Origin of the sequence: Flavobacterium dankookense (assembly GCF_004362665.1) — a bacterium.
GTDB lineage: Bacteria > Bacteroidota > Bacteroidia > Flavobacteriales > Flavobacteriaceae > Flavobacterium > Flavobacterium dankookense.
The window spans coordinates 128,174-153,807 of record NZ_SNXR01000011.1 but is presented as its reverse complement, the minus strand read 5'-3'; the positions used below and the strand labels follow the sequence as shown (position 1 = coordinate 153,807).

Here is a 25,634-nt window from a genome sequence, read left to right as displayed (position 1 = left end):
TAAAGGTTATTTACAATTATTAATTCAACAACTGAATAAAAAAAAGTGCTGCAAAACAGCACTTTTTTTTATGATAATAAGTTATCTAGACTACTTTCTAAATCGGGATATTCAAATTGAAAACCCAAATCTTGTATTTTTTTGGAACTTAATTTTTTACTACTAAAAAGTAAAATTGACATCTCACCTAAAATTAATTTCATCATAAACTGAGGAATGTTTGGAAGAAATAATGGTTTCTTGAGCTTTTTTGCCACAAGTTTAGTCAAGTCCATATTAGAAACTGTATTTGGTGCTACAGCATTAAAAGTTCCTTCTAAATCATTTTCTAAAACAAAATAATATAATCGAACCAAATCATCGAGATGAATCCATGATTGGATCTGATTTCCGTTGCCCATAAATGCGCCAAGACCAAGTTTAATTGGTTTAATCATTTCTAGAAAAGCACCACCGTTATTAGCAAAAACAACACCCGTTCTTATTTTGGTAACTTTAATAGATAGTGATTCAAATTGGTCAACACTTTTTTCCCATTGCTTTACTACATCTGCCAAAAAATCATTTGCAGTTTGAGTTGTATCCTCTGCGTATATTTTATCAAAACTTTCAGGATAAATAGCCGTACCAGAAGCTGAAATGATATTTTTTATGGTAAAATTATTTTCTTTGATTATTTTGAAAAGTAAATCGGATGATTGAATTCTACTGGAGAGAAGTTCTTTTTTATAACTAGATGTCCAGCGTTTGGCTATAGTTGCTCCAGCCAGATGAATAATCGTTTCAACTCCTTCGAAACAATTACTATCAATTTCTTGTAAAACCGGATTCCAGTAAAATCCTTTATAATTAATTCTATTTCTAATCTTATTTTTTGATGTAGTTAAATAATGTACAGTATGATTTTTTTCCAAAAGTAGATTCACTAATTTTGAACCAATAAATCCTGTTGCACCAGTAATTAGAATTTTCATTAGTATATGTTTGTGTCAAATTTATTGACATTTCAAATGGAAAGTAAATGAATTGGAAAAGTTTAACTATTGTTTAGCTTTCAATTTTATACTCCATTCGAATTCCATTTCGGAAACTTGATCACCTTTACTGTCTATACCAACAGATTTCATCCATATTGTTTGTCCTTCGCCTGTAGAAATAGTTTTTTGAATAGCTACATCTATAAGTAATCCGTCAGAGCAAGTAAACGTAATTAAACCTGTAGCTTTTTTAGAAAAATTACTCTTGTTATTAGCTACAAGCATAGAAATGTTTCTTTTGCTCATTTTAATTTTCATCATTACTAAAGCTCCTGTTGTTAACTCTGCAGCCATCGCCTGAACTGCAAAATACATTGAGTTAAAAGGATTTTGATTGAACCATTGGTGTCTAACGGTTGCTTCACATTTATCAGCCGAAAGTGACTTTACTCGAACTCCAGACCAAAATGCAGAAGGCAATTTAAAAAATAAAAAAGTATTTAATTTTGATGGAGAAAATTGCATGAAGTATTGATTTTGTTGTAAATATACAAAAATATGGACTTAAAAATCATTATTTATAAATGTTAATATTTTGTTAAATCTTAGTACTTTGTATTGCACAGTATCTTTTTTTAACCTTATCTTTGTATAAGAAATTAATAGCTATACAATAGTATTATTTGAATTTAGTTTTAATCATCATCAAAAAAAATAATAATCATGACATCAACAAACGGAACCAACACAGCAACATTACTTCACTTGAGTGCGTTAACTCAGTATTTTTTTCCATTTGGAAATTATATTTTTCCAATACTTATTTGGAGTGCAAAGAAAAACGAGTCGGAATTAGTTGACGCTAGTGGAAAAAGTGTTTTAAACTTTCAGTTAAGTATGTTTTTATACACACTTACAACTTTACTAATTGCAATTCCAGTATTTATTTATTGCATTTTCAAAAATATTTCTTTCACTACTATTTCAGATGGAAATGATTTCATAATAGAAAACTTTAGTGCTGGAAACATTTCAGGAATAGTTATTCTAGCTATAGTGGCAGTGGTATTATTTAGCTTTTTGAAAGTAATTGAGTTTATACTAATAATATATGGTTCAGTAAAAACTTCAAATGGTGAGGTTTATAAATATCCTTTATCAATCAACTTTTTAAAATAATCATCAATCAATCAAAAAATGAACAGTTTAATCAATCTGACTAATCATCAGAAAAAAATCAAAATCTTATTATGAACATTGAGAACACAAAAGCCCAGATGCGAAAAGGAGTTTTAGAGTTCTGTATCTTATCTGTTTTAAAAGAAAAAGATGCCTACACTTCTGAAATTCTCGACACCTTGAAAAACGCAAAATTGCTTGTAGTAGAAGGAACGGTTTATCCGCTACTGACAAGATTAAAAAATGACGGTTTATTAAACTACCGTTGGGAAGAATCAACTTCTGGTCCACCAAGAAAATATTATGGCTTGACCGAATTAGGAAAAACATTTTTAACTGAATTAAATAGCACTTGGACAGAATTGTCCGATGCAGTAAACATCATCACAACTAAAAAATAACAAATCATGAACAAAACAGTAAATATTAATATAGGTGGTTTATTCTTTCACATAGATGAAGATGCATACCAAAAATTATCACGCTATTTTGACGCCATAAAACGTTCACTTTCAAACGCTGGCGGAAAAGATGAAATCATGAAAGATATCGAAATGCGTGTAGCCGAACTTTTGACTGACAAACAAAAATCAGACAAACACGTAATCAATCTTAAAGATGTAGATGATGTTGTTGCCGTAATGGGACAGCCGGAAGATTATAGAATTGACGACGATTCAACTGAAACAACAAACACTGCTTATACTTCAACTGGTAGAAAAAAACTATATCGCGACAAAGACAGAGGTTTAATTGGTGGAGTTTGTACAGGTTTAGGACATTATTTTGGTATCGATTCAATCTGGATTAAAATAGGTTTCATCCTATTGGTTTGGGCTGGTGGTTCTGGAATATTAGCTTATTTAATTTTATGGGCAATTACTCCAAAAGCAATCACAACTACAGAAAAACTTGAAATGACTGGTGAACCAGTAACCATATCTAACATTGAAAAAAAAGTTAGAGAAGAATATGATAGCGTTTCTAATAAATTTAAAAATGCAAATTATGATGAAATGGGAAACCAAGTAAAAAATGGCGCTGAGAGAGTTGCCAATGGGCTTGGAAATGTTATTGTGAAAATTTTTGGAGCTTTTGCAAAAGTTCTTGGAGCTTTAATTTTAATATTCTCAGCTTTGACGCTAGCAGGTTTATTTATAGGATTATTTACTCTTGGAAGTACTTCTTTCATTGATGCGCCATGGCAACGTTATATTGACGCAGTAAACTACACTGATATTCCGCTTTGGTTATTTGGAATACTATCGTTTTTTGCTATAGGAATTCCGTTATTTTTCTTCATGCTATTAGGTTTAAAACTATTAGTAACTAACTTAAAATCAATTGGAAGTGTTGCTAAATATAGTTTATTAGCTATTTGGATTTTTGCAGTTGGTGCTTTAATTGTAATAGGAATTCAACAATCAACAGAAAGTGCTTTTGAAGGTAAAACTGTAGAAAAACATACCATCTCAATTCAACCCAACGATACTTTAAACATCAAATTTGTGGGTAATGATTATTTTTCAAAAAACGTTCATCATAGAGAGGATTTTGTTTTCACTCAAGACTCTTTGAAAAATGAGGTAATATATTCAAACAATATTAAATTCTACATCAAAGAAACCGACAAAAAACAAGCCTACATTCAAGTTGAAAAACTAGCCGAGGGAAAATCATTCAAAGAAGCCAACGAAAGAGCAGAAAAAATCAAATATTCTTTTAAAGTTTCTGGAAATCAATTACTTTTAGATAATTATTTACTAACAGAAATGGCAAGTAAGTATAGAGACCAAACGGTAGAATTGTATTTATATCTTCCAGTTGGTACAGTTTTTAAAGTTGATGATAAAGTAGAAGACTACGATTATTCTGATGATGAGTATTTCAATCTACATTACAGTTCAGATGACTACATTTATAAAGTAGAAGCTGATCAAATCAAATGTCTAAATTGTCCAGCTGATGAAAATGAACACAATGATGTTGATATCCAAGGGGAAATTAACAACAATAACGTTAACATTAAAGTAAACGATTCTTCAGAAACAGTAACAATTAAACTAAACGGTAAAGTAGTTAACGAAACCAAGTCGGAAAAATCAAATAAAAAAGGAAAATTAGAAATTAATAACGATGGTGTAATCATTAAAACAGAATAATCATGATAAAATTTATAATTTTTTGCTCAAAAGCAATCACAGCAACAATTGCGGGATTACTATTAACATCTTGCAATTACAAAATCGATTTAGGAAATGATATTACGGGTAGCGGAAATATTGTGAAAGAGGAAAGAAAGTTAAATTCTTTTACAAATGTATCAGTAAAAACAGGAATTGACTGCGAAATTAAACAAGCAACAGACTTTCAAGTAACAGTTGAAGCAGATGACAATGTGATAAAAGAAATCAAAACTCGAGTTGAAAACGGAACATTGGTTATAGAATCTGATTTTAATAGTTTTCATAACGTAACAAAAAAAGTTACTGTCTACATGCCAATAATAAACAACTTAGAAAGTTCAAGTGGATCTACTCTAAAATCATTAAACACGCTGACAGGAACAAATATTTCACTAAAATCCAGCAGTGGAAGTAGTATGAATGCAACCGTTGAATCAGACACTATTTCACTCGAAACATCTAGTGGAAGTGAACAAAACATCAGAGGAAAAGCATTAAAACTATATGCAACATCGTCTAGCGGAAGTAATATTGATGCAGATGAATTAATAGCAAATGAAGTTGCTGCTCAATCTTCAAGCGGAAGTTCAATTGATGTTAATCCAGTTGTTTCTCTTGATGGAAAAGCATCTAGCGGAAGTTCAATTCATTACAAAAACAATCCAAAGAAAGTCAATAAAGAAGAAAGTTCTGGCGGAAGCGTTTCAAATTAAAAAAGTGTAATAAAGCATCTCAATGAAAATTGGGATGTTTTTTTTTCTATTTTTGACAAAATAATCATTCAGAAGAAAAATGAAAAAAATTATACTGCTCGTACTGCTGTTATCTTCTATAAACAACTTTGCTCAAAAGAAAGAGAAAGTAAAAGGTTCCAAGATTGTAACAATGGAACAAAAAGAAGTAGCCAGCTTCAAATCGATTGAAGTAGAAGATAATTTAGAAGTTTTTTTAGTAAAAGGAACTGAATGCGCATTTGAAATAGAGGCTGATGATAATCTTCATGAATTTATTGACTTCAAATTATCTGGAAGCAATCTAAGAGTTACAACTACAAAAGAATTAACAAGCTTTAAAAAATTAAGTGTCCGTATAACCTATACTGACGGATTAGATATGGTTATTGCCAAAAACGAAACCAATGTAACAGCTCTATCCGATGTTGATTTAGATATTGTTACATTTAAAAGTTATGATTTTGCTAAACTCTATTTGAATGCAAAGTGCAAGAACTTTACATTAATGGCTAATGATAAATCAAAAATAGAATTAAACCTAAAATCAGACAAAGCTACAATTGATGTGAGCAAAAGTGCTCAAGTAAAAGCACTAATTGCAAGCACGGATTTAATCTTTGACATGTACCAAAAATCAAATGCGACTATCGAAGGTGACGTTAACAACTTAAAACTCCGATTAGACAATAATGCTGATTTTGTTGGAAGTAAACTAACTGCTGTAAATGCACAAATTTTTGCCGAAGGTTATGCTAATGGAAAAATAAATGTAAAAACAAATGTAGCGTTAGATATTGCTGGTAAAAGTGAAATACAACTATTTGGTGAGCCAAAAATTGAAGTAAAAAGGTTTACAGACAGCGCAACACTAATGAAAAAACCAATCAAATAAAAAAAACAAAATCCCATCAATTGACGGGATTTTTTATTTCAAATAATAAATTAATTGTTATTCCAAAGAAGCTAAATAACGCTCAGCATCTAAAGCAGCCATACATCCTGTTCCAGCAGCAGTAATCGCTTGACGATAGACATGATCAGCAGCATCACCAGCTACAAAAACACCAGTTATGTTCGTTTTTGAACTTCCAGGAACATTAACAATATAACCTGTTTCATCAAGAGTAATAAAGTCTTTAAAAATATCTGTATTTGGTTTGTGACCAATAGCAACAAAGAAACCAGTCGCAGGAATATCAATAATTTCTCCTGTAGTTTTGTTTTTTGCTTTTATCAAATTAACCACTTGTCCATCACCAACAACTTCTTCTGTATCATGATTCATAAGTATAGTGATATTCTCCGTTTTGCGAACGCGTTCCTCCATAATTTTAGAAGCTCTAAATTTTTCACTTCTAACTAACATTGTCACTTTTTTACAAAGCTTAGATAAATAATGTGCTTCTTCACAAGCTGAATCACCTGCTCCAACAATTACAACTTCTTGATTTCTATAGAAAAAACCATCACAAACGGCACAAGCAGAAACACCGCCACCAGTTTGTAAATAGTGTTGCTCCGATGGTAATCCTAAATATTTTGCAGAAGCACCAGTAGAAATAATTACGGTTTCTGCATGTATTTCCTTTGTTTCATTAATCCAAACTTTATGAATACTTCCCGAAAAATCAACTTTCGTAGCCCAACCATCGCGAACATCAGTTCCAAATCGTTGTGCTTGAGCTTGAATACTAATCATCATTTCAGGTCCAGTTATTCCTTCTGGATTTCCTGGCCAATTTTCTACTTCATTTGTGGTTGTTAATTGTCCACCAGGTTGCGTTCCTTGATATAAAACTGGATTCATATTTGCTCTAGCTGCATAAATAGCGGCAGTATAACCCGCAGGACCAGAACCTATAATTAAACATTTTACTTTTTCTATTGTATCTGACATGATTGAAATTTATTTGGTTGCAAATGTACTCTTTTATGAGAAATAGCAAAAGTAAAGTAGATTACAAAAAGCTATATTTTGATAAGAAATAACAATATCATAAAACAAAAAAAGAGATTTCTAAAATCTAGAAATCTCTTTTTGTCGGGGTGGCAGGATTCGAACCTGCGGCCTCCTGCTCCCAAAGCAGGCGCGATAACCGGGCTACGCTACACCCCGAAAAGTGGGTGCAAATATACTACTATTAATGAGCAAACAAAATATTTTTTTAACTATTTATGATTTTTAAAACAAAAACTTTCCTCATTAAACATTTCTCAAAAAAACGAAAAATGCTTTCGATATAATTTCTATTTTTGTTGCAGTAAAAAACACAACTAACTATGCTAATTATTGGAATTGCTGGCGGAACAGGTAGCGGAAAAACCACTGTTGTTCACCAAATTATGAATGAACTTCCCGAAACTGAAGTTGGTGTCATTTCTCAAGATTCATACTATAAAGAGAATCATAATTTAAGTTTTGAAGAAAGATCACTAATCAATTTTGATCATCCACGTGCAATAGATTTTGACTTATTGGGTAAACATTTAAAAGAATTAAAAGAAGGAAAAACCATCGAACAACCTGTTTATTCTTTTATTACTCATAATCGAACGGATGACACAATCGTTACTCATCCAAGAAAAGTAATGATTGTAGAAGGAATTCTTATTTTGGCAAATGCTGAATTAAGAGATTTGTTTGATGTAAAAGTTTTTGTTCACGCTGATTCCGACGAACGATTAATAAGAAGATTAAAAAGAGATATTGCTGAACGTGGTCGCGATATGGAAGAAGTTCTAAACCGTTATCAAACAACTTTAAAACCAATGCACCAACAGTTTATTGAACCTACAAAAGCATTTGCCGATATCATTATTCCTAATGACAAATACAATACCGTAGCAATTGATGTAGTTAGAGCTGTAATTAACCAAAGAATTACGTAATTTTACGAAAGTATAATTTCTATTATGAGCAATTTTAAAAATCTAACTGAAAAATATCCTATTCTAAAAGTTCTTGGAAATAGGTATCTTATTGTGTTAGTTTTTTTTGTTGTTTGGATGCTTTTTTTAGATAATACTTCTTATATGGAACATCGAGTACTCAACAAAGAACTTGAGGAACTTGAAGATAATAAAAAATATTATCAGGATGAGATAAAAAAAGATGACGAAAACATCAAGTTACTCAAAAATCCTGATCAAATAGAAAAATACGCTCGCGAAAAATACTATATGAAGCGCGATAGCGAAGATATTTATATCATTGAATTTGAAGAAGAAACGCTTCCTGACGAAAAATCAAAATCTTTATAAAGCAACTGTATGGCTGACCAACTATTTCAAGAGTTCGAATCTGTTTCCTCTAAACAATGGAAACAACAAATTCAGTATGAACTTAAAGGCTTAGATTATAACGAAACTTTAATTTGGGAAAGTCCAGAAGGCATCAAGGTAAAACCATTTTATCACGCTGATGAAACACAAGTAAAGTTCCAAGTAGATTCTGCACAAAAAAAGTTTACTATTGTTCAAAATATTTTTGTTCACGATGTAAAAAAATCCAATCTCAGAGCAAAAGAAACTTTAAGTCGAGGAGCTGAAAGTATTCGTTTTACAATTGAAAACGAAACCGTTTCTATTGAGGAATTAATGCAAAACTTACCTCTTGAAAAAACAACGTATTTTTTTTATTTGCCTTTCCTTTCAATCGATTTCGTAACTAAATTAAGCGAATTTACAACTAAAAATAATGCTGATTTTATAATTCAATTAGATCCAATTGGTCAATTTTGCAAAGACGGAAATTGGTTTGAAAACATAAAAAATGATTTTGAAAAGCTAAATACAATTTCAAAACTTACCTTTTCAACAATCAATATCAAAGCAGGAATTTACCAAAATGCTGGAGCAAATATGGTGCAGCAATTAGCATACACTCTTGCTCATATCAATGAATATTTCAATAGAATTCAATCTATAAATCAACCCATAACGATTGAAGTTTCAGTGGGAACAAATTATTTTTTCGAGATTGCTAAACTACGTGCGTTACGTCTATTATTTAAAACCTTAGCTGCCGAATATAATCACAATTTCGACTGTCACATTATAGTAACACCAACTAAAAGGAACAAAACAATTTATGATTATAACGTAAATATGTTGCGTACAACTACTGAATGTATGAGTGCAATTCTTGGTGGTGCCAACTCAATTTCAAATTTACCATACGACAGTTTGTATCACAAAGACAATGAATTTGGTGATAGAATTGCTAGAAATCAATTGCTAATTTTAAAAAACGAAAGTTATTTTGATAAAGTAAACAATCCTGCTGATGGAAGTTACTACATCGAAAACCTAACAGAACAATTAGCAGAAAAAGCACTACTGTTATTTAAAGAAATTGAAGATAAAGATGGTTTAATTACGCAATTAATTGAAGGAATTATTCAAAGAAAGATTTCAGAAAGCGCTCAAAAAGAACAAGATTTATTCGATAGCGGTAAAGAAATTTTATTAGGAACCAATAAATATCCTAACAAAAATGACCGAATGAAAGATGATTTAGAATTATATCCATTTGTAAAACAAAATCCTCGTAAAACTCAAATCACACCTATCATTGAAAAACGATTAGCTGAAAAATTAGAACAAGCACGATTAAACGAAGAAAAATAAAAAAACAGTAAACTTATAAGCTTAGAAAATAACTCGTTATGAAAATTTTTAACTTACAAATTGAAGTAGATAAAAATCGAATCGTTATAAATGTACCCGATGAATTTATTGGTGGAAAAATTGAATTAAAAATAACTTCTGAAGATAAAAAAACAAAGTCGATTACTACCTTGAAAAAAACTAATAAAAGTGAAATTTCAAATTTAACTAGTAATTTGAAAAGTACTAGAAGTGATGATGTTCTTGATAGTTTTCCATCATGGTTCAACCCTGATTCTTTGAATGATATAAATGATAATATTGATGATATTTAATCAAGATTATCTCAAATAAAAAATGAGAAAAAATATCCAACATATAAAGTTAAAGTCAGAAGCAAAAAGTGTAAAATCGGAAGATAAAATTTTCCTCACTGCAGAAGACATTGAAATAAAACCAAGTTATTCTAAAGAAGATATTGAAAACTTAGAACACATTGGTTTTGGAGCAGGATTTGCACCTAATCTTCGCGGACCTTATGCTACCATGTACGTTCGTCGTCCTTGGACCATTCGCCAATACGCAGGATTTTCAACTGCCGAAGAAAGTAACGCTTTCTACAGAAGAAATCTTGCTGCTGGACAAAAAGGTCTTTCAGTAGCATTCGATTTAGCGACTCACAGAGGTTACGATTCTGATCACGAACGCGTTTTTGGCGACGTAGGAAAAGCTGGTGTTGCCATCGATTCGGTGGAAGATATGAAAATACTATTCGACCAAATTCCACTCGATGAAATGTCGGTTTCCATGACTATGAATGGTGCGGTTTTACCAATCATGGCATTTTACATTGTTGCCGCAGAAGAACAAGGTGTTGCACCCGAATTACTTTCAGGAACCATTCAAAACGATATTTTGAAGGAATTCATGGTTCGAAATACCTACATCTATCCGCCAACACCTTCGATGAAAATCATTGCTGATATTTTTGAATATACAAGCAAAAAAATGCCAAAATTCAACTCGATATCTATTTCGGGCTATCACATGCAAGAAGCTGGAGCAACTGCCGATATTGAGTTGGCGTACACTTTAGCAGACGGTTTAGAATACATCCGAACAGGTTTAGCAACCGGAATGAAAATCGATGAGTTCGCTCCTCGCCTATCTTTTTTCTGGGCAATTGGAATGAACCATTTTATGGAAATCGCCAAAATGCGTGCTGGACGAATGTTATGGGCAAAATTGCTAAAACAATTCAATCCACAAGACGAAAAATCTTTGGCATTGCGAACCCATTGCCAAACATCAGGTTGGAGTTTAACCGAGCAAGATCCTTTTAATAATGTGGCTCGAACTGCCATTGAAGCAGCAGCAGCAGCCTTTGGTGGAACACAATCATTACACACCAACGCACTAGACGAAGCCATTGCGTTACCAACCGATTTCTCAGCTAGAATTGCTAGAAATACCCAAATATTTTTACAAGAAGAAACCAAAATTTGCAAAACAGTTGATCCTTGGGCAGGAAGTTATTATGTTGAAAGTTTGACCAACGAAATCGCACAAAACGCTTGGAAACTTATCGAAGAAGTAGAAGAATTAGGCGGAATGACCAAAGCCATCGAAGCTGGAATTCCGAAATTACGTATTGAAGAAGCTGCCGCTCGAAAACAAGCCAGAATTGACAGCAGTCAAGATATTATTGTTGGCGTTAACAAATTCAGATTAGAAAAAGAAGATCCATTACAGATTTTGGATGTCGATAACGATATGGTGCGCAAGCAACAAATTGAGCGTTTGACACAAATAAAAGCCACACGAGATAACACCAAAGTTGCCGAATGTTTAGCAAAATTGACCGATTGTGCTAATTCCCACATGCATGCGAATGACAATAAAAATAATTTATTAGATTTGGCAGTAGAAGCAGCAAGAAACAGAGCCACATTGGGTGAAATTAGTGATGCTTTGGAAGCAGTTTTCGGAAGATATAAAGCACAAATTAGAAGTTTTAGCGGCGTGTATAGTAAAGAAATAAAAAACGACGAAAGTTTTGAAAAAGCAAAACAACTAGCCGATGCCTTCGCCAAAAAAGAAGGTCGTCGTCCTAGAATTATGATTGCTAAAATGGGACAAGACGGACACGATCGCGGTGCCAAAGTAGTTGCCACAGGTTATGCCGACGTAGGTTTTGACGTAGACATTGGACCATTATTTCAAACACCTGCCGAAGCGGCGAAACAAGCCGTAGAAAACGACGTTCACATTCTTGGAGTTTCTTCATTGGCTGCTGGACACAAAACGCTAGTACCACAAGTTATTGAAGAACTAAAAAAATACGGACGCGAAGATATTATGGTCATTGTTGGTGGTGTAATTCCTGCGCAAGATTACCAGTTCCTTTTTGATGCTGGTGCAGTTGCCGTTTTTGGTCCTGGAACTAAAATTAGTGAAGCAGCAATTAGTATTTTGGAGGTTTTGATGGAGGATTGATTATTAACATAAAAAAAAACATTAACTGACTGTTAATGTTTTTTTTTATTTAAGTTTTTAATAATTAATTACTTGTGTAATTTAGTAATACAACTTCGTCTTCTCCATCTTCATCGAAATCAGTAGTAGCTTTTATCTGTAAGTCTGTAGCACTTAGTTTTGTTATTTTACCACTATAGCTATCACCTTCAATTGCAATGGCTATTGTAGTTCCATCTATAATCCAACTTCCAGTAGAAGTGCCTGAAACTGTTGGATTACAATCATTTATATAAAACTCTCTGTAAATTCCATCCGGTAAAAGCTCAATGTAATCCTTTCCACATGAAAGGTGGTCATAAGCTTCTGTAGTTCCATTTACTTTATAACTTTTGTAATACCATTTTTTTGCCAATTTTTCCTCTGTAACATTTATTGAATCATCTGAAGAACAAGATGAAAATAGTGATAATGAAACAAAAGCAAATAAAAATAATTTTTTCATAATTAGATTAGGTTTAAATTCAAAAGCTAAAATAGAAAAAATTCGATAACTTTTATAAAACTTTTCTTTTTATTTAATTTTTACACAAATGATTACAAAATCTAAATTAATAATACTCTTGTTTTTATTTTGCTTGTTATTATAATTAACTAAATGAATAAATGGTACCCAAGCTCTGCGAAGTCTCCTTACTTTCCCCACTCTTTTAGTTACTATGTTAACTAAGCACTCTAAAATTTCCTAACTTAATTAATCCTAAAAACACCCAAAACCCATTCAATTCGTCCATTTTTTTATAAAAAAATGCAGCGTACTACAATTTAGCCTTTACAATATCCATCAACACTTCCTTTTCAATTTTTAGCTTCTCGATTTCTAATTCGAGGTCGGCAATTTTCTGTTGGCTTTCTGCTTGTGCATTAATGGTTGTTGTGTATTTGGTAGGCAATTGATTGGCTATATCTGCAAAAAAATTATGTTCTAAAGCATGACTTAGTTCCCATAATTTATCCGTTTGGAGGCTTGCCTTTTTTTGATAACTTAAAAGTGATTGCAACAATATCCCCATTTTTCGGGCTAAGGCTGCTCGTCGTATCCTTTTAGCTTCTATATAGTTGGTTAGTATTGCGCCAACATTCAATTGTTGATTTGTCATGTCATTATGCTTTTAAAATTAAACAAAAGTACTTATTTTTATTAAAACTTAACTTTTTACTATATTAATTACTATTTATTATTATAATAATTACTACAAAAAATTATATTAATTACTATTAAATATAGTATTAATTATTACATACAATAGTATTTATTATATTTAAATAGTTTATTAATTACAATATAAAACAGTATTAATTATAATTAAAAGTTGATTAAAGTGAATTTTATATTCACTTATATAATATCATCACTGTTTTTACCTTGATTTTTACTAGTATAGCGTGCTTTTAAGGTTTCATAAGCACTCTTGGTTCCTGGCACACCTACTTTGGAAGCATTCTTTATGAATTCATAGGTAACATTAGACGTCATATAGGCTTCGTGTCCAGCAATTCGTTTAGCATCTTGTAGTTTTTTTAAGCCTTGCAGAAGAACCGATTCTAGTTGGTCTAACTGAGTAAATACCTTCAAATCATTTTCTAATGAAGATAAATCAATGTAAGTAGGCAATACATCAGGCAAGGTTTTGGCAGCGTTTAGCACATTCTCGGAAAAAATTTTATTGGCAACATCTATTGTTTTTAACTTTTTTCGCTCTTCTGGAGTAAGTCCGCCACACTCTGGAATTTTAGAAATAAAGGCAGCAATGTCTTGAAGCATACTGTCGGTATCTGCTTCTGGAAGTACCACATTAATTCTGTTGTAATTGATATTCGCCATAATTAGATTTTTTTTTGCATCAAGTTGCATGTTATACCATTTATACTTGAAATTATTATGAAGTAAAGCTACTATTTATATTTTGAAAAAAAAAGACTACAATTTCAATTATCTTTATTTACTACAGATTTACTTTTTAAAAGTAGTATATAGCTATAGTGCATATTGTTAATTATCAATGAGACCAATAGAAAAAAGAGCTATAAATCCTGTCGCTCTTTACCAATCAATTCGTCTTCTTTTTATTGTCACTATCCCTTTAATGATTTAATGCAAATCTCATTTACTTAGATTAAGTATAAAGTAGCTTCCGAAATAAGAATGATGAACAAAAATTCATAAATTTGTTTAGTATTTTTTGTTCCAAAAAAAAAAATTTCATGCGTAAACTACTAGCAATAGCTTTTTTATCGCTTTATATGTTTTCATCAACCGAATGTTTTGAGTTGTTCAAACTTCCTGTTTTGATAGATCACTTTTACAATCATAAAGAAGAAGATAAGTCAATTAATCTTTGGACTTTTCTTTGTATGCATTATGCTCATGGTGATGTTAATGATTCAGACAGAGATGAAGATATGAAATTACCTTTCAAAAGTATAGATAATAGTAGTTTTTCCACAATAACACTTATTCCAAACGATAACTTTGAATTAGTTAATTTTAAATTTAAAAAAGAAGACAAGGTAAAAAATAATTTTTATCGAAATTGCTTCATTTCTTCCAGCCACAGTTCGATTTGGCAACCACCTAAAATAGCTTAAATATTTAAGATAATTCACTTTTCAATTATCGCTACTTTACTGAATATTAATTAAGTTATTTATAAATCATGTTAAATAAAATTATTGCTTTTTCCATAGCGAATAAGCTTATAGTTGGTTTATTTACCATAGGGTTATTACTATATGGTATATATGAAACCACTAAATTACCAATTGATGCTGTTCCTGATATAACTAATAATCAGGTTCAAGTCATCACAATTGCACCTTCTTTTGGTGCTACCGATATCGAACGTTTGGTTACTTTTCCCATTGAACAGGCAAACAATAATATTTCTGGTTTAAAAGAAATTAGAAGTTTTTCTAGGTTTGGATTATCATTAGTGACTATCGTTTTTGATGATGAAACCGATATTTATTGGGCAAGACAACAAGTTGCGGAACGATTACAACAAGTACAAAATCAAATTCCCACAGGCATTGGAACTCCAGAACTTGGTCCAGTTTCTACAGGATTAGGAGAAATTTACCAATATATGGTTCGTCCAGAAAAAGGGTATGAAGACCAATATGATGAAACCGAATTGAGAACCATTCAAGATTGGACTGTTCGTAGGCAACTTTTAGGCGTGAAAGGCGTTGCTGAAGTCAGTAGTTTTGGTGGAAAATTAAAACAATTTGAAGTTGTAATTGAACCTAATAAACTACACTCTCATGGTTTAACAATTGAAGATGTTTTTACCGCTTTAGAAAAAAACAATCAAAATACTGGTGGTGCTTATATTGAAAAAGGAGCAACTAATTTATTTATAAGAAGTGAAGGATTAATTGGGAAAATTGAAGATATTGAAAATATAGCCGTAAAATCATCTCCAAGTGGAACACCATTATTCTTAAAAGATATTGCAAAAGTTACAACTGGATATGCTACTCGATATGGTGCAATGTGTTACAATGATGAAGGTGAAGTTGCTGGTGCAATAGTAATGATGCTTAAAGGTGCCAACAGTAGTGATGTAATCAAAGATGTTAAAGACCGTATAGAACAAATTAAAAAAACTTTGCCCAAAGGTGTGACTATTGAACCATTTCTTGACCGCACTAAAATGGTGAACAACGCTATTGGAACTGTTGAAAAAAATTTAATGGAAGGTGCGCTTATAGTCATTTTTGTTTTGGTTCTTTTTCTCGGAAACTTTAGAGCAGGTTTAATTGTAGCTTCAGTAATTCCACTCGCAATGCTTTTTGCTATTATTTTGATGAACACGTTTGGTGTTAGTGGAAACTTAATGAGTTTAGGTGCTTTAGACTTTGGATTGATTGTAGATGGTGCTGTCATTATTGTAGAAGCAGTGATGCATCAACTTAGCCACAGCAAGAAATTTAATAGTTTGAATAGTCTATCACAAAACAAGATGGATGAAGAAGTAAAAAGTGCTGCTGGAAAAATGATGAATAGCGCAGTATTTGGTCAAATTATAATTTTAATTGTATATCTACCTATTTTTACTCTTGAGGGAATTGAAGGAAAAATGTTCAAACCAATGGCACAAACTGTTGCTTTTGCTCTTTTGGGAGCATTCCTTTTATCACTCACTTACATTCCGATGATGAGTGCTTTATTTTTGAGTAAAAAAATCAAGCACGAACCAAATTTTTCAGACCGATTAATGTTTAAAGTTGAACGCAAATACCAACATTGGTTGCAAAGTGCTTTAAATATTCCTAAAGTTATAATAGGAATTGTTATAACATTATTTATTAGTGCTATTATAATATTAAGTTCTTTAGGAGGCGAATTTATTCCGGCACTTGAAGAAGGTGATTTTGCTGTTGACACAAGGGTTTTAACTGGTAGTAATCTTAGCACTACAATTGAAAGCACACAGAAAGCAGCACATATTCTCAAAAGTCAATTTCCTGAAGTAGAAAAAGTAGTAACCAAAATAGGAAGCGGTGAAGTGCCAACAGATCCAATGCCGATGGAAGCTAGCGATATGATGGTAATTCTTAAAGACAAATCTGAATGGACTTCTGCAACAACATTTGACGAATTAGCCGAAAAAATGGGTAAAGCACTGCAAGAAGTTCCAGGAATAACTGCTGGTTTTCAGTATCCAGTACAGATGCGATTTAATGAGTTAATGACTGGTGCAAGACAGGATGTGGTTTGTAAAATATTTGGTGAAAACCTAGACTCTTTGGCTTTATATGCAGAAAAACTGGGAAAAATTGTCAATACTGTTGAAGGTGCAAAAGATTTATTTGTTGAACCAGTAACTGGTATGCCACAAGTAATTATTGAATATAACCGTTCAATTATTTCACAATATCATTTAAATATTAATGACATTAATCGAGTAGTAAACACCGCTTTTGCTGGACAGAGTACAGGATTAGTTTTTGAAGGAGAAAAAAGATTTGAGCTAGTTGTTCGCTTAGACAATAACAAACGAAAAGACATAGAAGATGTTAGAAACCTTTTAATTCCTACTCCACAAGGAACACAAATTCCTTTATCACTACTAGCAGATGTAGCTATAAAAAATGGTCCAAATCAAATTCAACGTGAAGATGCAAAAAGAAGAATTGTTGTAGGGTTTAATGTTGAAGGTCGTGACGTTGAAAGTATTGTTGACGAATTAAAAACTAAAGTTGACAAAAAAATTAAACTTCCAGTAGGTTATTACACTACTTATGGAGGAACATTTGAAAATTTAAATAAAGCAAAAAACAGATTAATGATTGCTGTACCAATATCATTACTACTGATATTTATTTTGCTGTTTTTTGCTTTTAAATCAGTAAAACACGGTCTATTAATTTATTCAGCTATCCCACTTTCGGCTATTGGTGGTATATTTTTTCTGGCTTTAAGAGGAATGCCTTTTAGCATAAGTGCAGGAATTGGTTTTATTGCGCTTTTTGGTGTTGCGGTACTAAATGGTATAGTACTAGTATCTGAATTTAATCGTTTAAAAGCAGAAGGCATGGACGATTTAAATCGAATTGTATTAATGGGAACTAAAGTGCGTTTACGACCAGTACTGATGACAGCATTTGTAGCATCGTTAGGCTTTCTTCCTATGGCTATCAGCAACGGTTCAGGTGCTGAAGTGCAACGACCATTAGCTACAGTGGTTATTGGCGGACTGATGATTGCCACTTTATTGACACTTTTTGTATTACCCATACTTTATGTAACTTTTGAAAAAGGATTTAAAATGAAGACTATCACTAAAACAACTATTTTGCTTTTGTTATTTTCGTTAGCTGTTGTTCCAGCAAATGCACAAAACAAAATAACGCTAGACGAAGCTATTACACTTGCCCTAAAGAATAATAAATCGATAAAAATTGAACGCTTAAAATCTGATTACCAAAAAAAATTAATCAATACAGCAACCAATTTACCAACAACGAATATCAATTCAGAATTTGGACAAATCAATAGTAATTATACCGATAATCGTTTTGGGATTTCGCAATCATTTGAATTTCCTACTGTATATAACAGACAGAAAAAAATGCTAACATCAGAATGGAAAATGGCTTCTGCATTAGTTTTACTCAAAGAAACAGCATTAAAAAAAGAGGTTACTCACACTTTTTATGCCATTCTACTATTGACTGAAAAAGAAAAATTATTACAAAAAAGTGACACTTTGTATTCTGAATTTTTAAGAAAGTCATCTTTACGTTTACAAAAAGGCGAAAGTAATATTTTAGAAAAAACTACTGCTGAAACTCAATTAGGGTTATTAAAAATCCAATTACTACAACTTCAACAAGATAAAGAATTATGGATTAGCAAATTCCAATTGCTTTTAAATTCAGAAAACATTGTTATGCCAGTGGCTAATTCTATTAAAATTGTCAATATTGATATAGTGGCAGAAAACTCTATTGAGCAACATCCAATGTTACAAACAATGGAACAACAAAAAGCTTCAGCAACAGCACAAACTCAATTAGAAAAAGCACGAAAATTACCTATTCTTACTCTTGGTTACAATAACATGTCTATAACTGGAACAGGTGCAAATAATATTTTATATGACAAGTCAACTAGATTTCATTCGGCGCAAATTGGAATTGGCATTCCATTGTTTGGTGGTTTTCAAACAGCTAAAATTAAAGCTGCAAAAATACAAGAACAAATAGCCGAAGAAGAATACCAAAAAGAAAAAAATAATCTAGTACTACAAATGAACCAAGCTAAAATGGCTGTTGAAAAAAACCTTGAAAAACTCAGTTATTTTGAAAAAACTGGTTTAGCAAATGCTGAAGTAATTACCGAAACTGCAAATCGTCAATTTCTAGGCGGTGATATTAATTATCTCGATTGGGTAATGCTAGTAAATCAAGCTATTAACATTAATAACAGTTTTATTGATACTGTAAATACGTATAACGAAAGTATCATTGAACTAAATTATCTTACTTCAAAAAATTAAAATGAAAACAAAAATAATTATAGCAGTTTTATTACTAATAAGTTATAGCTGCAATTCAAAGAAAGAAGAACAAAATGTTTCAAAGAACCCTATTACCGAAAAAATAATATCACTTACAGATAAACAATTAAAAAATGCCGAATTGACTTTTGAAAATATTGAAAAAAGAAATATTTCTGCAACTATTACTGCAAATGGTGTTATTGATGTTCCTCCACAAAATCTAATATCAATCAGTATGCCTTTAGGAGGTTATTTGAAATACACAAAACTACTTCCAGGTATGTTTGTCAAAAAAAATGAAATCATTGCCGTGATGGAAGATCAACAATACATTCAGTTGCAACAAGAATACTTAACCGCAAAGTCAAAATTATTTTTTGCTGAAAAAGAGTATGAACGCCAAAGGGATTTAAATAAAGACAAAGCAAGTAGTGATAAAATATTTCAAATGGCTGATGCTGAATATAAAAGCCTTAGAATCATGGTCAATTCATTAGCCGAAAAATTACGATTGATAAACATTAATCCAAATTCGCTAACAGAAAAAACAATTTCTAAAAGTGTAAATATTTATTCTTCTATCAACGGCTTTGTATCTAAAGTAAATGTAAATATTGGTAAGTATGTAAATCCATCTGACATTCTTTTTGAACTTATCAACCCAGATGATATTCACCTGAATTTAAAAATATTTGAAAAAGATATAAACGGATTATCAATTGGTCAAAAAATAATGGCTTACACAAATTCCCAACCTGATAAAAAGTATCAATCTGAAATTATTTTAATTAGTAAAGATATTTCGTCAGAAGAGCATAGTGCTCAAGTACATTGTCATTTCAACAACTATGATAAAACTCTTTTGCCAGGAATGTATATGAATGCTACTATCGAACTAAAACGAGAACCTGTTCAAACTTTATCAAATGATGCAATTGTTACTTATGAAGGAATTGATTACGTTTTCATAAAAAAAGATAATCATACTTTTGAGATGGCTTCAGTAAAAGCAGGAAAAAATGAAAATGGCTTTACCGAAATTATAAACGCTGAAAAATTGCTTAATAGAAAAATAGTAAGCAAAGGTGCTTACACTCTATTAATGCAGTTAAAAAATAAATCAGAGGAATAAATAATATAAACCAGTAGATAAAAAGCACTTTAAATTAAAGTGCTTTTTTTATTTTTACAAAAAACAACTTAATGTCAAAACTACCACACATCACAACTAGCATTTTTACCGTAATGTCGCAAATGGCAAATGAGTACAAAGCCATTAATTTATCACAAGGATTTCCAAATTTCCTAGTAGATGAACGACTTAAAAATTTTGTTGCTAAATGGGCAAAAGAAGAAGTCCATCAATACTTGCCCATGGCTGGTTTTCCATCTTTGTTACATAAAATTGCTGTGCTTACGCAAAAATCCTATAACCGAAAAGTTACTGCTTCAACCGATATTTTAATAACAGCTGGTGCCACAGAAGGTATTTTTGCAACCATTCAAGCAGTAGTAAATCAAGGCGAAGAAGTAATCATTTTAGATCCAAGTTATGATTGTTATGAGACTCCAGTTTTGTTGTGCAACGCAAAACCAATTCGCATTAATTTAAATGATGATTTCACACCAAATTGGGAAGTTATAGAACGTGCTATCAATTCAAATACTCGAATGATAATCATCAATAATCCTCACAATCCTACTGGAAAAACTTGGACAGAAAATGATTTTATTCAGCTGGAAAAAATAGCAGATTTACATCCCGATTTACTTATTCTTTCCGACGAAGTTTATGAATACATTACTTTCGAAAACAAACATCTTTCGATAAATCAACGAATAAAATTAAGAGATAAAAGTGTGATTGTGTCGTCCTTTGGAAAATCATTTCACATTACTGGCTGGAAAATTGGCTACTTGATTGCACCCGAACATTTGATGAAAGAAATTAAAAAAGTACATCAATTTTTAGTTTTTAGTGTCAACAGTATCGCTCAATATGCAATCAATGATTACATGGATGTTGTTCATGTTGAAGAGCTAGGACAATTTTATCAACAAAAAAGAGACTTTTTTCGCAACTTACTTCAACAAACAAAATTTGAATTATTGCCTTGCGAAGGTTCCTATTTTCAAATAGCATCGTATGCTTCCATTTCATCAGACAATGATTTAGATTTTACAAAACGATTAGTACAAGAATTTGGTGTAGCTACTATTCCACTTTCACCTTTTTATGCCGATGGAAAACAAACTAACTGTATTCGATTTTGTTTTGCAAAAGATGAAAACACATTACAAACAGCTGTCGAACGATTATTGCAATTGTAAAAAATAAAAGTACTATGCATGCATAACAATTATTTTTATTACATTTGAAAAACAAATTAAACGACTATGGATTTTTCAGCAAAAATGCTTCGCGATGACGCGCTAAAAGGCAAAACAATTGTGGTTACTGGTGGCGGAAGCGGCTTGGGTAAAGCAATGACAAAATATTTTCTTGAATTGGGCGCCAATGTGGCAATTACATCAAGAGATTTAGAAAAATTGAAAACTACCGCAGCTGAATTAGAAGCTGCAACTGGATCAAAATGTTTGCCTATTCAATGTGATGTTCGTCATTACGACCAAGTGGAAGCCATGCTTGCCGAAGTCTTAAAAACATTTGGAAAAGTAGATGTTTTATTGAATAATGCAGCAGGAAATTTTATTTCACCTACCGAAAGATTGTCTGCAAATGCATTTGATACTATTATCGATATTGTTTTAAAAGGTTCAAAAAACTGCACGTTAGCCTTTGGAAAACATTGGATTGAGACTAAACAAACCAATTGCAATGTTTTAAACATCGTTACAACATACGCTTGGACAGGTTCTGGTTATGTGGTTCCAAGTGCCACTGCAAAAGCAGGAGTTTTAGCAATGACAAGAAGTCTAGCAGTTGAATGGGCAAAATACGGAATTCGAATGAACGCCATTGCTCCCGGACCATTTCCAACAAAAGGTGCTTGGGATAGATTATTACCAGGCGATTTAGCTGAGAAATTTGATATGGCTAAAAAAGTGCCACTTCGAAGAGTTGGAGATCACCAAGAATTGGCCAATCTTGCAGCCTATTTAGTTTCTGATTTCTCCGCTTATGTAAATGGTGAAGTAATTACTATTGATGGTGGTGAATGGCTTCAAGGCGCAGGACAATTCAATATTTTGGAAAAAATTCCACAGGAAATGTGGGATATGCTTGAAGCAATGATAAAAAATAAAGGAAGTAAATAAAACAATAAACAATCTAAGTTTTCAGTAAGAAGATTTTTATTTGCAAAAAAACTACAGATTATCGTGGCCATGACTGTAAACTAAACCTTTAAAAACTTTACAAGAATGTTAACAAAATAGCCTTGACAAACCCATAAATAATTGTATTTTTACCGCTCAAAATCTACTAAGAACAAATGGGTAAAATCATTGCTATTGCTAATCAAAAAGGTGGTGTTGGAAAGACAACAACTACGGTCAATCTCGCTGCATCACTAGGTGTTTTAGAAAAAAAAGTGCTACTAATTGACGCTGATCCACAAGCTAATGCCAGCTCAGGTTTAGGCATTGATGTAGAAAATGTTGAAATTGGCACCTATCAAATTCTAGAACACAGCAATACACCACAAGAAGCTATTATTTCAAGTTCAGCTCCGAATGTATCGGTTATTCCTGCCCATATTGATTTGGTTGCCATTGAAATTGAATTAGTTGACAAAGACAATCGCGAGTACATGCTTAAACAAGCATTGGAAAAAGTAAAAGATGAGTACGATTACATCTTGATTGACTGCGCACCATCGTTGGGATTACTGACGTTGAATGCGTTAACTGCTGCCGATAGTGTAATTATTCCAATTCAATGCGAGTATTTTGCGTTAGAAGGTTTAGGGAAATTGTTAAATACTATAAAAAGTGTGCAAAAAATCCACAATCCTGAGTTAGATATTGAAGGATTACTATTAACCATGTATGATTCTCGTTTACGCTTGTCTAATCAAGTGGTTGAAGAAGTTCAAAAACACTTTAACGACATGGTTTTCAAGACTATAATCCAAAGAAATGTAAAATTAAGCGAAGCTCCATCATTTGGCGAAAGCATCATCAACTTTGATGCAACAAGCAAAGGCGCAAGCAATTATTTGAGCTTAGCTCATGAAATTATCAAAAAAAATAGCAATTAGTGTATGGCAAAAGCTGTTCAAAAACAAGCATTGGGAAGAGGTTTATCTGCCTTATTAAAAGATCCTGAAAATGATATTAAATCAGTTAGCGATAAAAATGCCGACAAAGTTGTAGGTAACATCATCGAACTCGACATAGACTCTATTGAAATCAATCCGTTTCAACCGAGAACCAATTTTAATGAAGAATCTATTAAAGAATTAGCTAGTTCTATTAGAGAATTAGGTGTAATTCAGCCCATTACGGTTAGAAAATTAGACTTTAATAAATACCAACTGATTTCTGGAGAAAGACGTTTACGTGCTTCAAAAGTAGTTGGACTTACAACAATTCCATCCTACATCCGAATTGCTAATGATAACGAATCATTAGTAATGGCTTTGGTAGAAAACATACAACGACACGATTTAGACCCAATAGAAATTGCACTTTCTTACCAGCGATTGATTGATGAAATTCAATTAACGCAAGAGCAAATGAGTGAACGTGTTGGAAAAAAACGTTCAACTATTGCTAATTATTTACGATTACTAAAATTAGACCCAATTATCCAAACTGGAATTAGAGATGGATTTATTTCAATGGGACATGGTCGTGCCATCATTAATGTTGAAGATCAAGATGTTCAAACTGATATTTATCAAAAAATTGTAAGTCAAAATCTTTCTGTTCGCGAAACCGAAGCTTTAGTAAAAATCTACCAAGATGGATTAAAACCTGCTCCGGCAAAAGCGAAAAAAGCAACTTCATTTGCCATTGCCGATGAACAAAAAAAGGCTTTTACTGAATTTTTTGGTAGTAAAATTGAAGTTAAAATAGCAGGAAATGGCAAAGGAAAAATTACTATTCCATTCCATTCTGAAGAAGATTTCAATAGAATTATCAAGCTAATCAACAAATAGTGAGAAGTTTTGGCTACATATTTATTTTAATTTTCCTATTTGGAACTGACTTTTCCTATTCTCAAGATATTAGCAATCCAATCATTGCAAAAGATACATTAAAGCTTAAACCAATTGATCCATTACGCCCATCAAAAGCGGCTTTTTACTCGGCTATTTTACCTGGTTTAGGACAAGCGTACAATAAAAAATATTGGAAAGTTCCTCTAGTTTATGGCGCGATTGGAACAAGTATGTATTTTTATTTAGATAATAATAAGAAATATCACGATTTTCGTGATGCTTACAAACAAAGATTAAAAGGTTTGCCAGATAAATACCTTGGAGTATATGACGACACAAGATTGATAGCTGGACAACGATTTTATCAACGAAATAGAGATTTATCATTGCTTGTAACCATCGGTTTTTACGTTTTAAATATTGTTGACGCTAATATTGACGCGCATTTGACACAATTCAATGTAAACGATAATCTTTCCGTTGCGCCAGATATTTATCAAACTGATTTTACTGCAAAACCTAATGTTGGTCTGACTTTTAATTATACATTCTAAATGAAAATAGCACTTCTAGGATATGGCAAAATGGGAAAAGTAATTGAAAGAATTGCTTTAGAACGTGGTCATGAAATTGTTTTAAGAAAAAGTAGCTCGACAACTTTTGAAGGATTAGAAAATGCCGATGTTGCAATTGATTTTAGCGTTCCAAGTGTTGCTGTTGAAAATATTTCGACTTGCATTAACAATGGAATTCCAGTAATATCAGGAACAACAGGTTGGTTAGAAAATTATCATGAAATGGTACAACTTTGCGAAAGTAAAAATGCAGCATTTTTATATGGTTCTAACTTCAGTTTGGGTGTTAATTTGTTTTTTGAATTGAATGATTATTTGGCTCAAATGATGTCAAAATTCAAAGAATATAATGTTTCGATGGAAGAAATTCATCATACACAAAAACTTGACAAACCCAGCGGAACAGCAATTTCTCTTGCCAATGCGATAATTAATCATACGGATAAAAATAATTGGGCAATTGAAAATCCAAAAGCTGACGATTTATTTATTGATGTGCAACGAATAGAAAATGTTCCTGGAACACACAGCGTTCTTTATACATCCGAAGTTGATTTTATCGAAATAAAACATGTAGCACACAATCGTGAAGGCTTTGCGCTTGGTTCAATTGTTGCGGCAGAATGGATTATCGGTAAAAAAGGCGTATTTTCAATGAAAGATGTACTTAATTTAAATTCCAAATAACAATCCCGAAGTTT

25 protein-coding genes and 1 tRNA gene are annotated in these 25,634 nt (G+C 32.0%); 19 read left to right on the top strand and 7 right to left on the bottom strand.

The genetic code is table 11. The features are described 5' to 3' along the window. Nucleotides 1-68: 68 nt before the first annotated feature. Both BC748_RS01800 and BC748_RS01795 read right to left on the bottom strand, forming a co-directional pair. On the bottom strand, nucleotides 69-974 hold the full coding sequence (locus BC748_RS01800; RefSeq protein ID WP_133531751.1) for a TIGR01777 family oxidoreductase: 906 nt from the start codon (nucleotides 972-974) through the stop codon (nucleotides 69-71). Nucleotides 975-1,040: 66 nt separating this feature from the next. Further along, nucleotides 1,041-1,502 (bottom strand): DUF4442 domain-containing protein, encoded by a 462-nt coding sequence (locus tag BC748_RS01795; RefSeq protein WP_133531750.1) that lies wholly within the window; start codon nucleotides 1,500-1,502, stop codon nucleotides 1,041-1,043. A 198-nt stretch (nucleotides 1,503-1,700) separates the two neighbouring features. On the opposite strand from BC748_RS01795, the gene BC748_RS01790 reads away from it, so the two are divergent. From BC748_RS01790 to BC748_RS01770, 5 genes are all read left to right on the top strand, one after another. Further along, complete coding sequence (locus BC748_RS01790) at nucleotides 1,701-2,156, top strand: DUF4870 domain-containing protein (RefSeq protein WP_133531749.1); 456 nt, start codon at nucleotides 1,701-1,703, stop codon at nucleotides 2,154-2,156. A gap of 71 nt (nucleotides 2,157-2,227) precedes the next feature. Continuing rightward, on the top strand, nucleotides 2,228-2,557 hold the full coding sequence (locus tag BC748_RS01785) for a PadR family transcriptional regulator (RefSeq protein ID WP_133531748.1): 330 nt from the start codon (nucleotides 2,228-2,230) through the stop codon (nucleotides 2,555-2,557). Between the two features lie 6 nt (nucleotides 2,558-2,563). Next, nucleotides 2,564-4,318: a PspC domain-containing protein gene (locus BC748_RS01780; protein ID WP_133531747.1), complete on the top strand. Its 1,755-nt coding sequence runs from the start codon at nucleotides 2,564-2,566 to the stop codon at nucleotides 4,316-4,318. A gap of 2 nt (nucleotides 4,319-4,320) precedes the next feature. Continuing rightward, nucleotides 4,321-5,055 carry a head GIN domain-containing protein gene (locus BC748_RS01775; RefSeq protein ID WP_133531746.1) on the top strand — a complete coding sequence of 245 codons (735 nt, stop codon included), beginning with the start codon at nucleotides 4,321-4,323 and terminating at the stop codon, nucleotides 5,053-5,055. A gap of 79 nt (nucleotides 5,056-5,134) precedes the next feature. After that, the gene (locus BC748_RS01770; protein ID WP_133531745.1) at nucleotides 5,135-5,968 is read left to right on the top strand and encodes a GIN domain-containing protein; all 834 of its coding nucleotides are present in this window, start codon (nucleotides 5,135-5,137) and stop codon (nucleotides 5,966-5,968) included. A 57-nt stretch (nucleotides 5,969-6,025) separates the two neighbouring features. Here the strand turns inward: BC748_RS01770 and trxB are convergent, their stop codons facing one another. Next, nucleotides 6,026-6,973, bottom strand: a complete 948-nt coding sequence (gene trxB / locus BC748_RS01765; protein WP_133531744.1) for a thioredoxin-disulfide reductase — start codon at nucleotides 6,971-6,973, stop codon at nucleotides 6,026-6,028. Between the two features lie 144 nt (nucleotides 6,974-7,117). Further along, nucleotides 7,118-7,192: transfer RNA gene (locus tag BC748_RS01760), tRNA-Pro, on the bottom strand. Nucleotides 7,193-7,356: 164 nt separating this feature from the next. Between BC748_RS01760 and udk the strand changes: the two genes are divergently transcribed. Genes udk through scpA form a run of 5 tightly spaced genes read left to right on the top strand, consistent with a single transcriptional unit; the run spans nucleotide 7,357 to nucleotide 12,180 of the window. Further along, nucleotides 7,357-7,965 carry a uridine kinase gene (udk, locus tag BC748_RS01755; protein ID WP_133531743.1) on the top strand — a complete coding sequence of 203 codons (609 nt, stop codon included), beginning with the start codon at nucleotides 7,357-7,359 and terminating at the stop codon, nucleotides 7,963-7,965. 24 nt (nucleotides 7,966-7,989) lie between these two features. Further along, nucleotides 7,990-8,337: an FtsB family cell division protein gene (locus BC748_RS01750; protein WP_133531742.1), complete on the top strand. Its 348-nt coding sequence runs from the start codon at nucleotides 7,990-7,992 to the stop codon at nucleotides 8,335-8,337. A gap of 9 nt (nucleotides 8,338-8,346) precedes the next feature. Next, entirely contained in the window at nucleotides 8,347-9,705 is a 1,359-nt protein-coding gene (locus tag BC748_RS01745; protein ID WP_133531741.1) for a methylmalonyl-CoA mutase subunit beta, read from the top strand. A 38-nt stretch (nucleotides 9,706-9,743) separates the two neighbouring features. Continuing rightward, complete coding sequence (locus tag BC748_RS01740) at nucleotides 9,744-10,019, top strand: hypothetical protein (RefSeq protein ID WP_133531740.1); 276 nt, start codon at nucleotides 9,744-9,746, stop codon at nucleotides 10,017-10,019. 22 nt (nucleotides 10,020-10,041) lie between these two features. After that, nucleotides 10,042-12,180, top strand: coding sequence for a methylmalonyl-CoA mutase (scpA, locus tag BC748_RS01735; protein ID WP_133531739.1), 2,139 nt, complete (start codon nucleotides 10,042-10,044; stop codon nucleotides 12,178-12,180). A 64-nt stretch (nucleotides 12,181-12,244) separates the two neighbouring features. Here the strand turns inward: scpA and BC748_RS01730 are convergent, their stop codons facing one another. The 3 genes from BC748_RS01730 to BC748_RS01720 form a co-directional block, all read right to left on the bottom strand. Continuing rightward, the gene (locus BC748_RS01730) at nucleotides 12,245-12,664 is read right to left on the bottom strand and encodes a lipocalin family protein (protein WP_133531738.1); all 420 of its coding nucleotides are present in this window, start codon (nucleotides 12,662-12,664) and stop codon (nucleotides 12,245-12,247) included. Nucleotides 12,665-12,977: 313 nt separating this feature from the next. Continuing rightward, nucleotides 12,978-13,319 carry a hypothetical protein gene (locus tag BC748_RS01725; RefSeq protein WP_133531737.1) on the bottom strand — a complete coding sequence of 114 codons (342 nt, stop codon included), beginning with the start codon at nucleotides 13,317-13,319 and terminating at the stop codon, nucleotides 12,978-12,980. A gap of 239 nt (nucleotides 13,320-13,558) precedes the next feature. Continuing rightward, the gene (locus BC748_RS01720) at nucleotides 13,559-14,044 is read right to left on the bottom strand and encodes a hypothetical protein (protein ID WP_133531736.1); all 486 of its coding nucleotides are present in this window, start codon (nucleotides 14,042-14,044) and stop codon (nucleotides 13,559-13,561) included. Between the two features lie 380 nt (nucleotides 14,045-14,424). Between BC748_RS01720 and BC748_RS01715 the strand changes: the two genes are divergently transcribed. From BC748_RS01715 to dapB, 9 genes are all read left to right on the top strand, one after another. Beyond that, entirely contained in the window at nucleotides 14,425-14,808 is a 384-nt protein-coding gene (locus BC748_RS01715; RefSeq protein WP_133531735.1) for a hypothetical protein, read from the top strand. Nucleotides 14,809-14,876: 68 nt separating this feature from the next. Continuing rightward, nucleotides 14,877-19,226, top strand: coding sequence for a CusA/CzcA family heavy metal efflux RND transporter (locus BC748_RS01710; RefSeq protein ID WP_133531734.1), 4,350 nt, complete (start codon nucleotides 14,877-14,879; stop codon nucleotides 19,224-19,226). A gap of 1 nt (nucleotide 19,227) precedes the next feature. Then, a complete protein-coding gene (locus tag BC748_RS01705) occupies nucleotides 19,228-20,361 on the top strand; it encodes an efflux RND transporter periplasmic adaptor subunit (protein ID WP_133531733.1) in 1,134 nt (377 codons plus the stop codon). Between the two features lie 71 nt (nucleotides 20,362-20,432). Beyond that, complete coding sequence (locus BC748_RS01700; RefSeq protein ID WP_133531732.1) at nucleotides 20,433-21,560, top strand: methionine aminotransferase; 1,128 nt, start codon at nucleotides 20,433-20,435, stop codon at nucleotides 21,558-21,560. 66 nt (nucleotides 21,561-21,626) lie between these two features. Further along, nucleotides 21,627-22,508, top strand: coding sequence for an SDR family oxidoreductase (locus BC748_RS01695; RefSeq protein ID WP_162846387.1), 882 nt, complete (start codon nucleotides 21,627-21,629; stop codon nucleotides 22,506-22,508). Nucleotides 22,509-22,684: 176 nt separating this feature from the next. Beyond that, a complete protein-coding gene (locus tag BC748_RS01690) occupies nucleotides 22,685-23,452 on the top strand; it encodes a ParA family protein (protein ID WP_133531731.1) in 768 nt (255 codons plus the stop codon). 3 nt (nucleotides 23,453-23,455) lie between these two features. After that, nucleotides 23,456-24,355 carry a ParB/RepB/Spo0J family partition protein gene (locus BC748_RS01685; RefSeq protein ID WP_133531730.1) on the top strand — a complete coding sequence of 300 codons (900 nt, stop codon included), beginning with the start codon at nucleotides 23,456-23,458 and terminating at the stop codon, nucleotides 24,353-24,355. After that, nucleotides 24,355-24,912 carry a DUF5683 domain-containing protein gene (locus tag BC748_RS01680; RefSeq protein ID WP_246013985.1) on the top strand — a complete coding sequence of 186 codons (558 nt, stop codon included), beginning with the start codon at nucleotides 24,355-24,357 and terminating at the stop codon, nucleotides 24,910-24,912. The genes BC748_RS01685 and BC748_RS01680 overlap by 1 nt, the downstream gene beginning before the upstream one ends. Beyond that, the gene (dapB, locus tag BC748_RS01675) at nucleotides 24,913-25,620 is read left to right on the top strand and encodes a 4-hydroxy-tetrahydrodipicolinate reductase (RefSeq protein ID WP_133531729.1); all 708 of its coding nucleotides are present in this window, start codon (nucleotides 24,913-24,915) and stop codon (nucleotides 25,618-25,620) included. Nucleotides 25,621-25,634 lie beyond the last annotated feature (14 nt).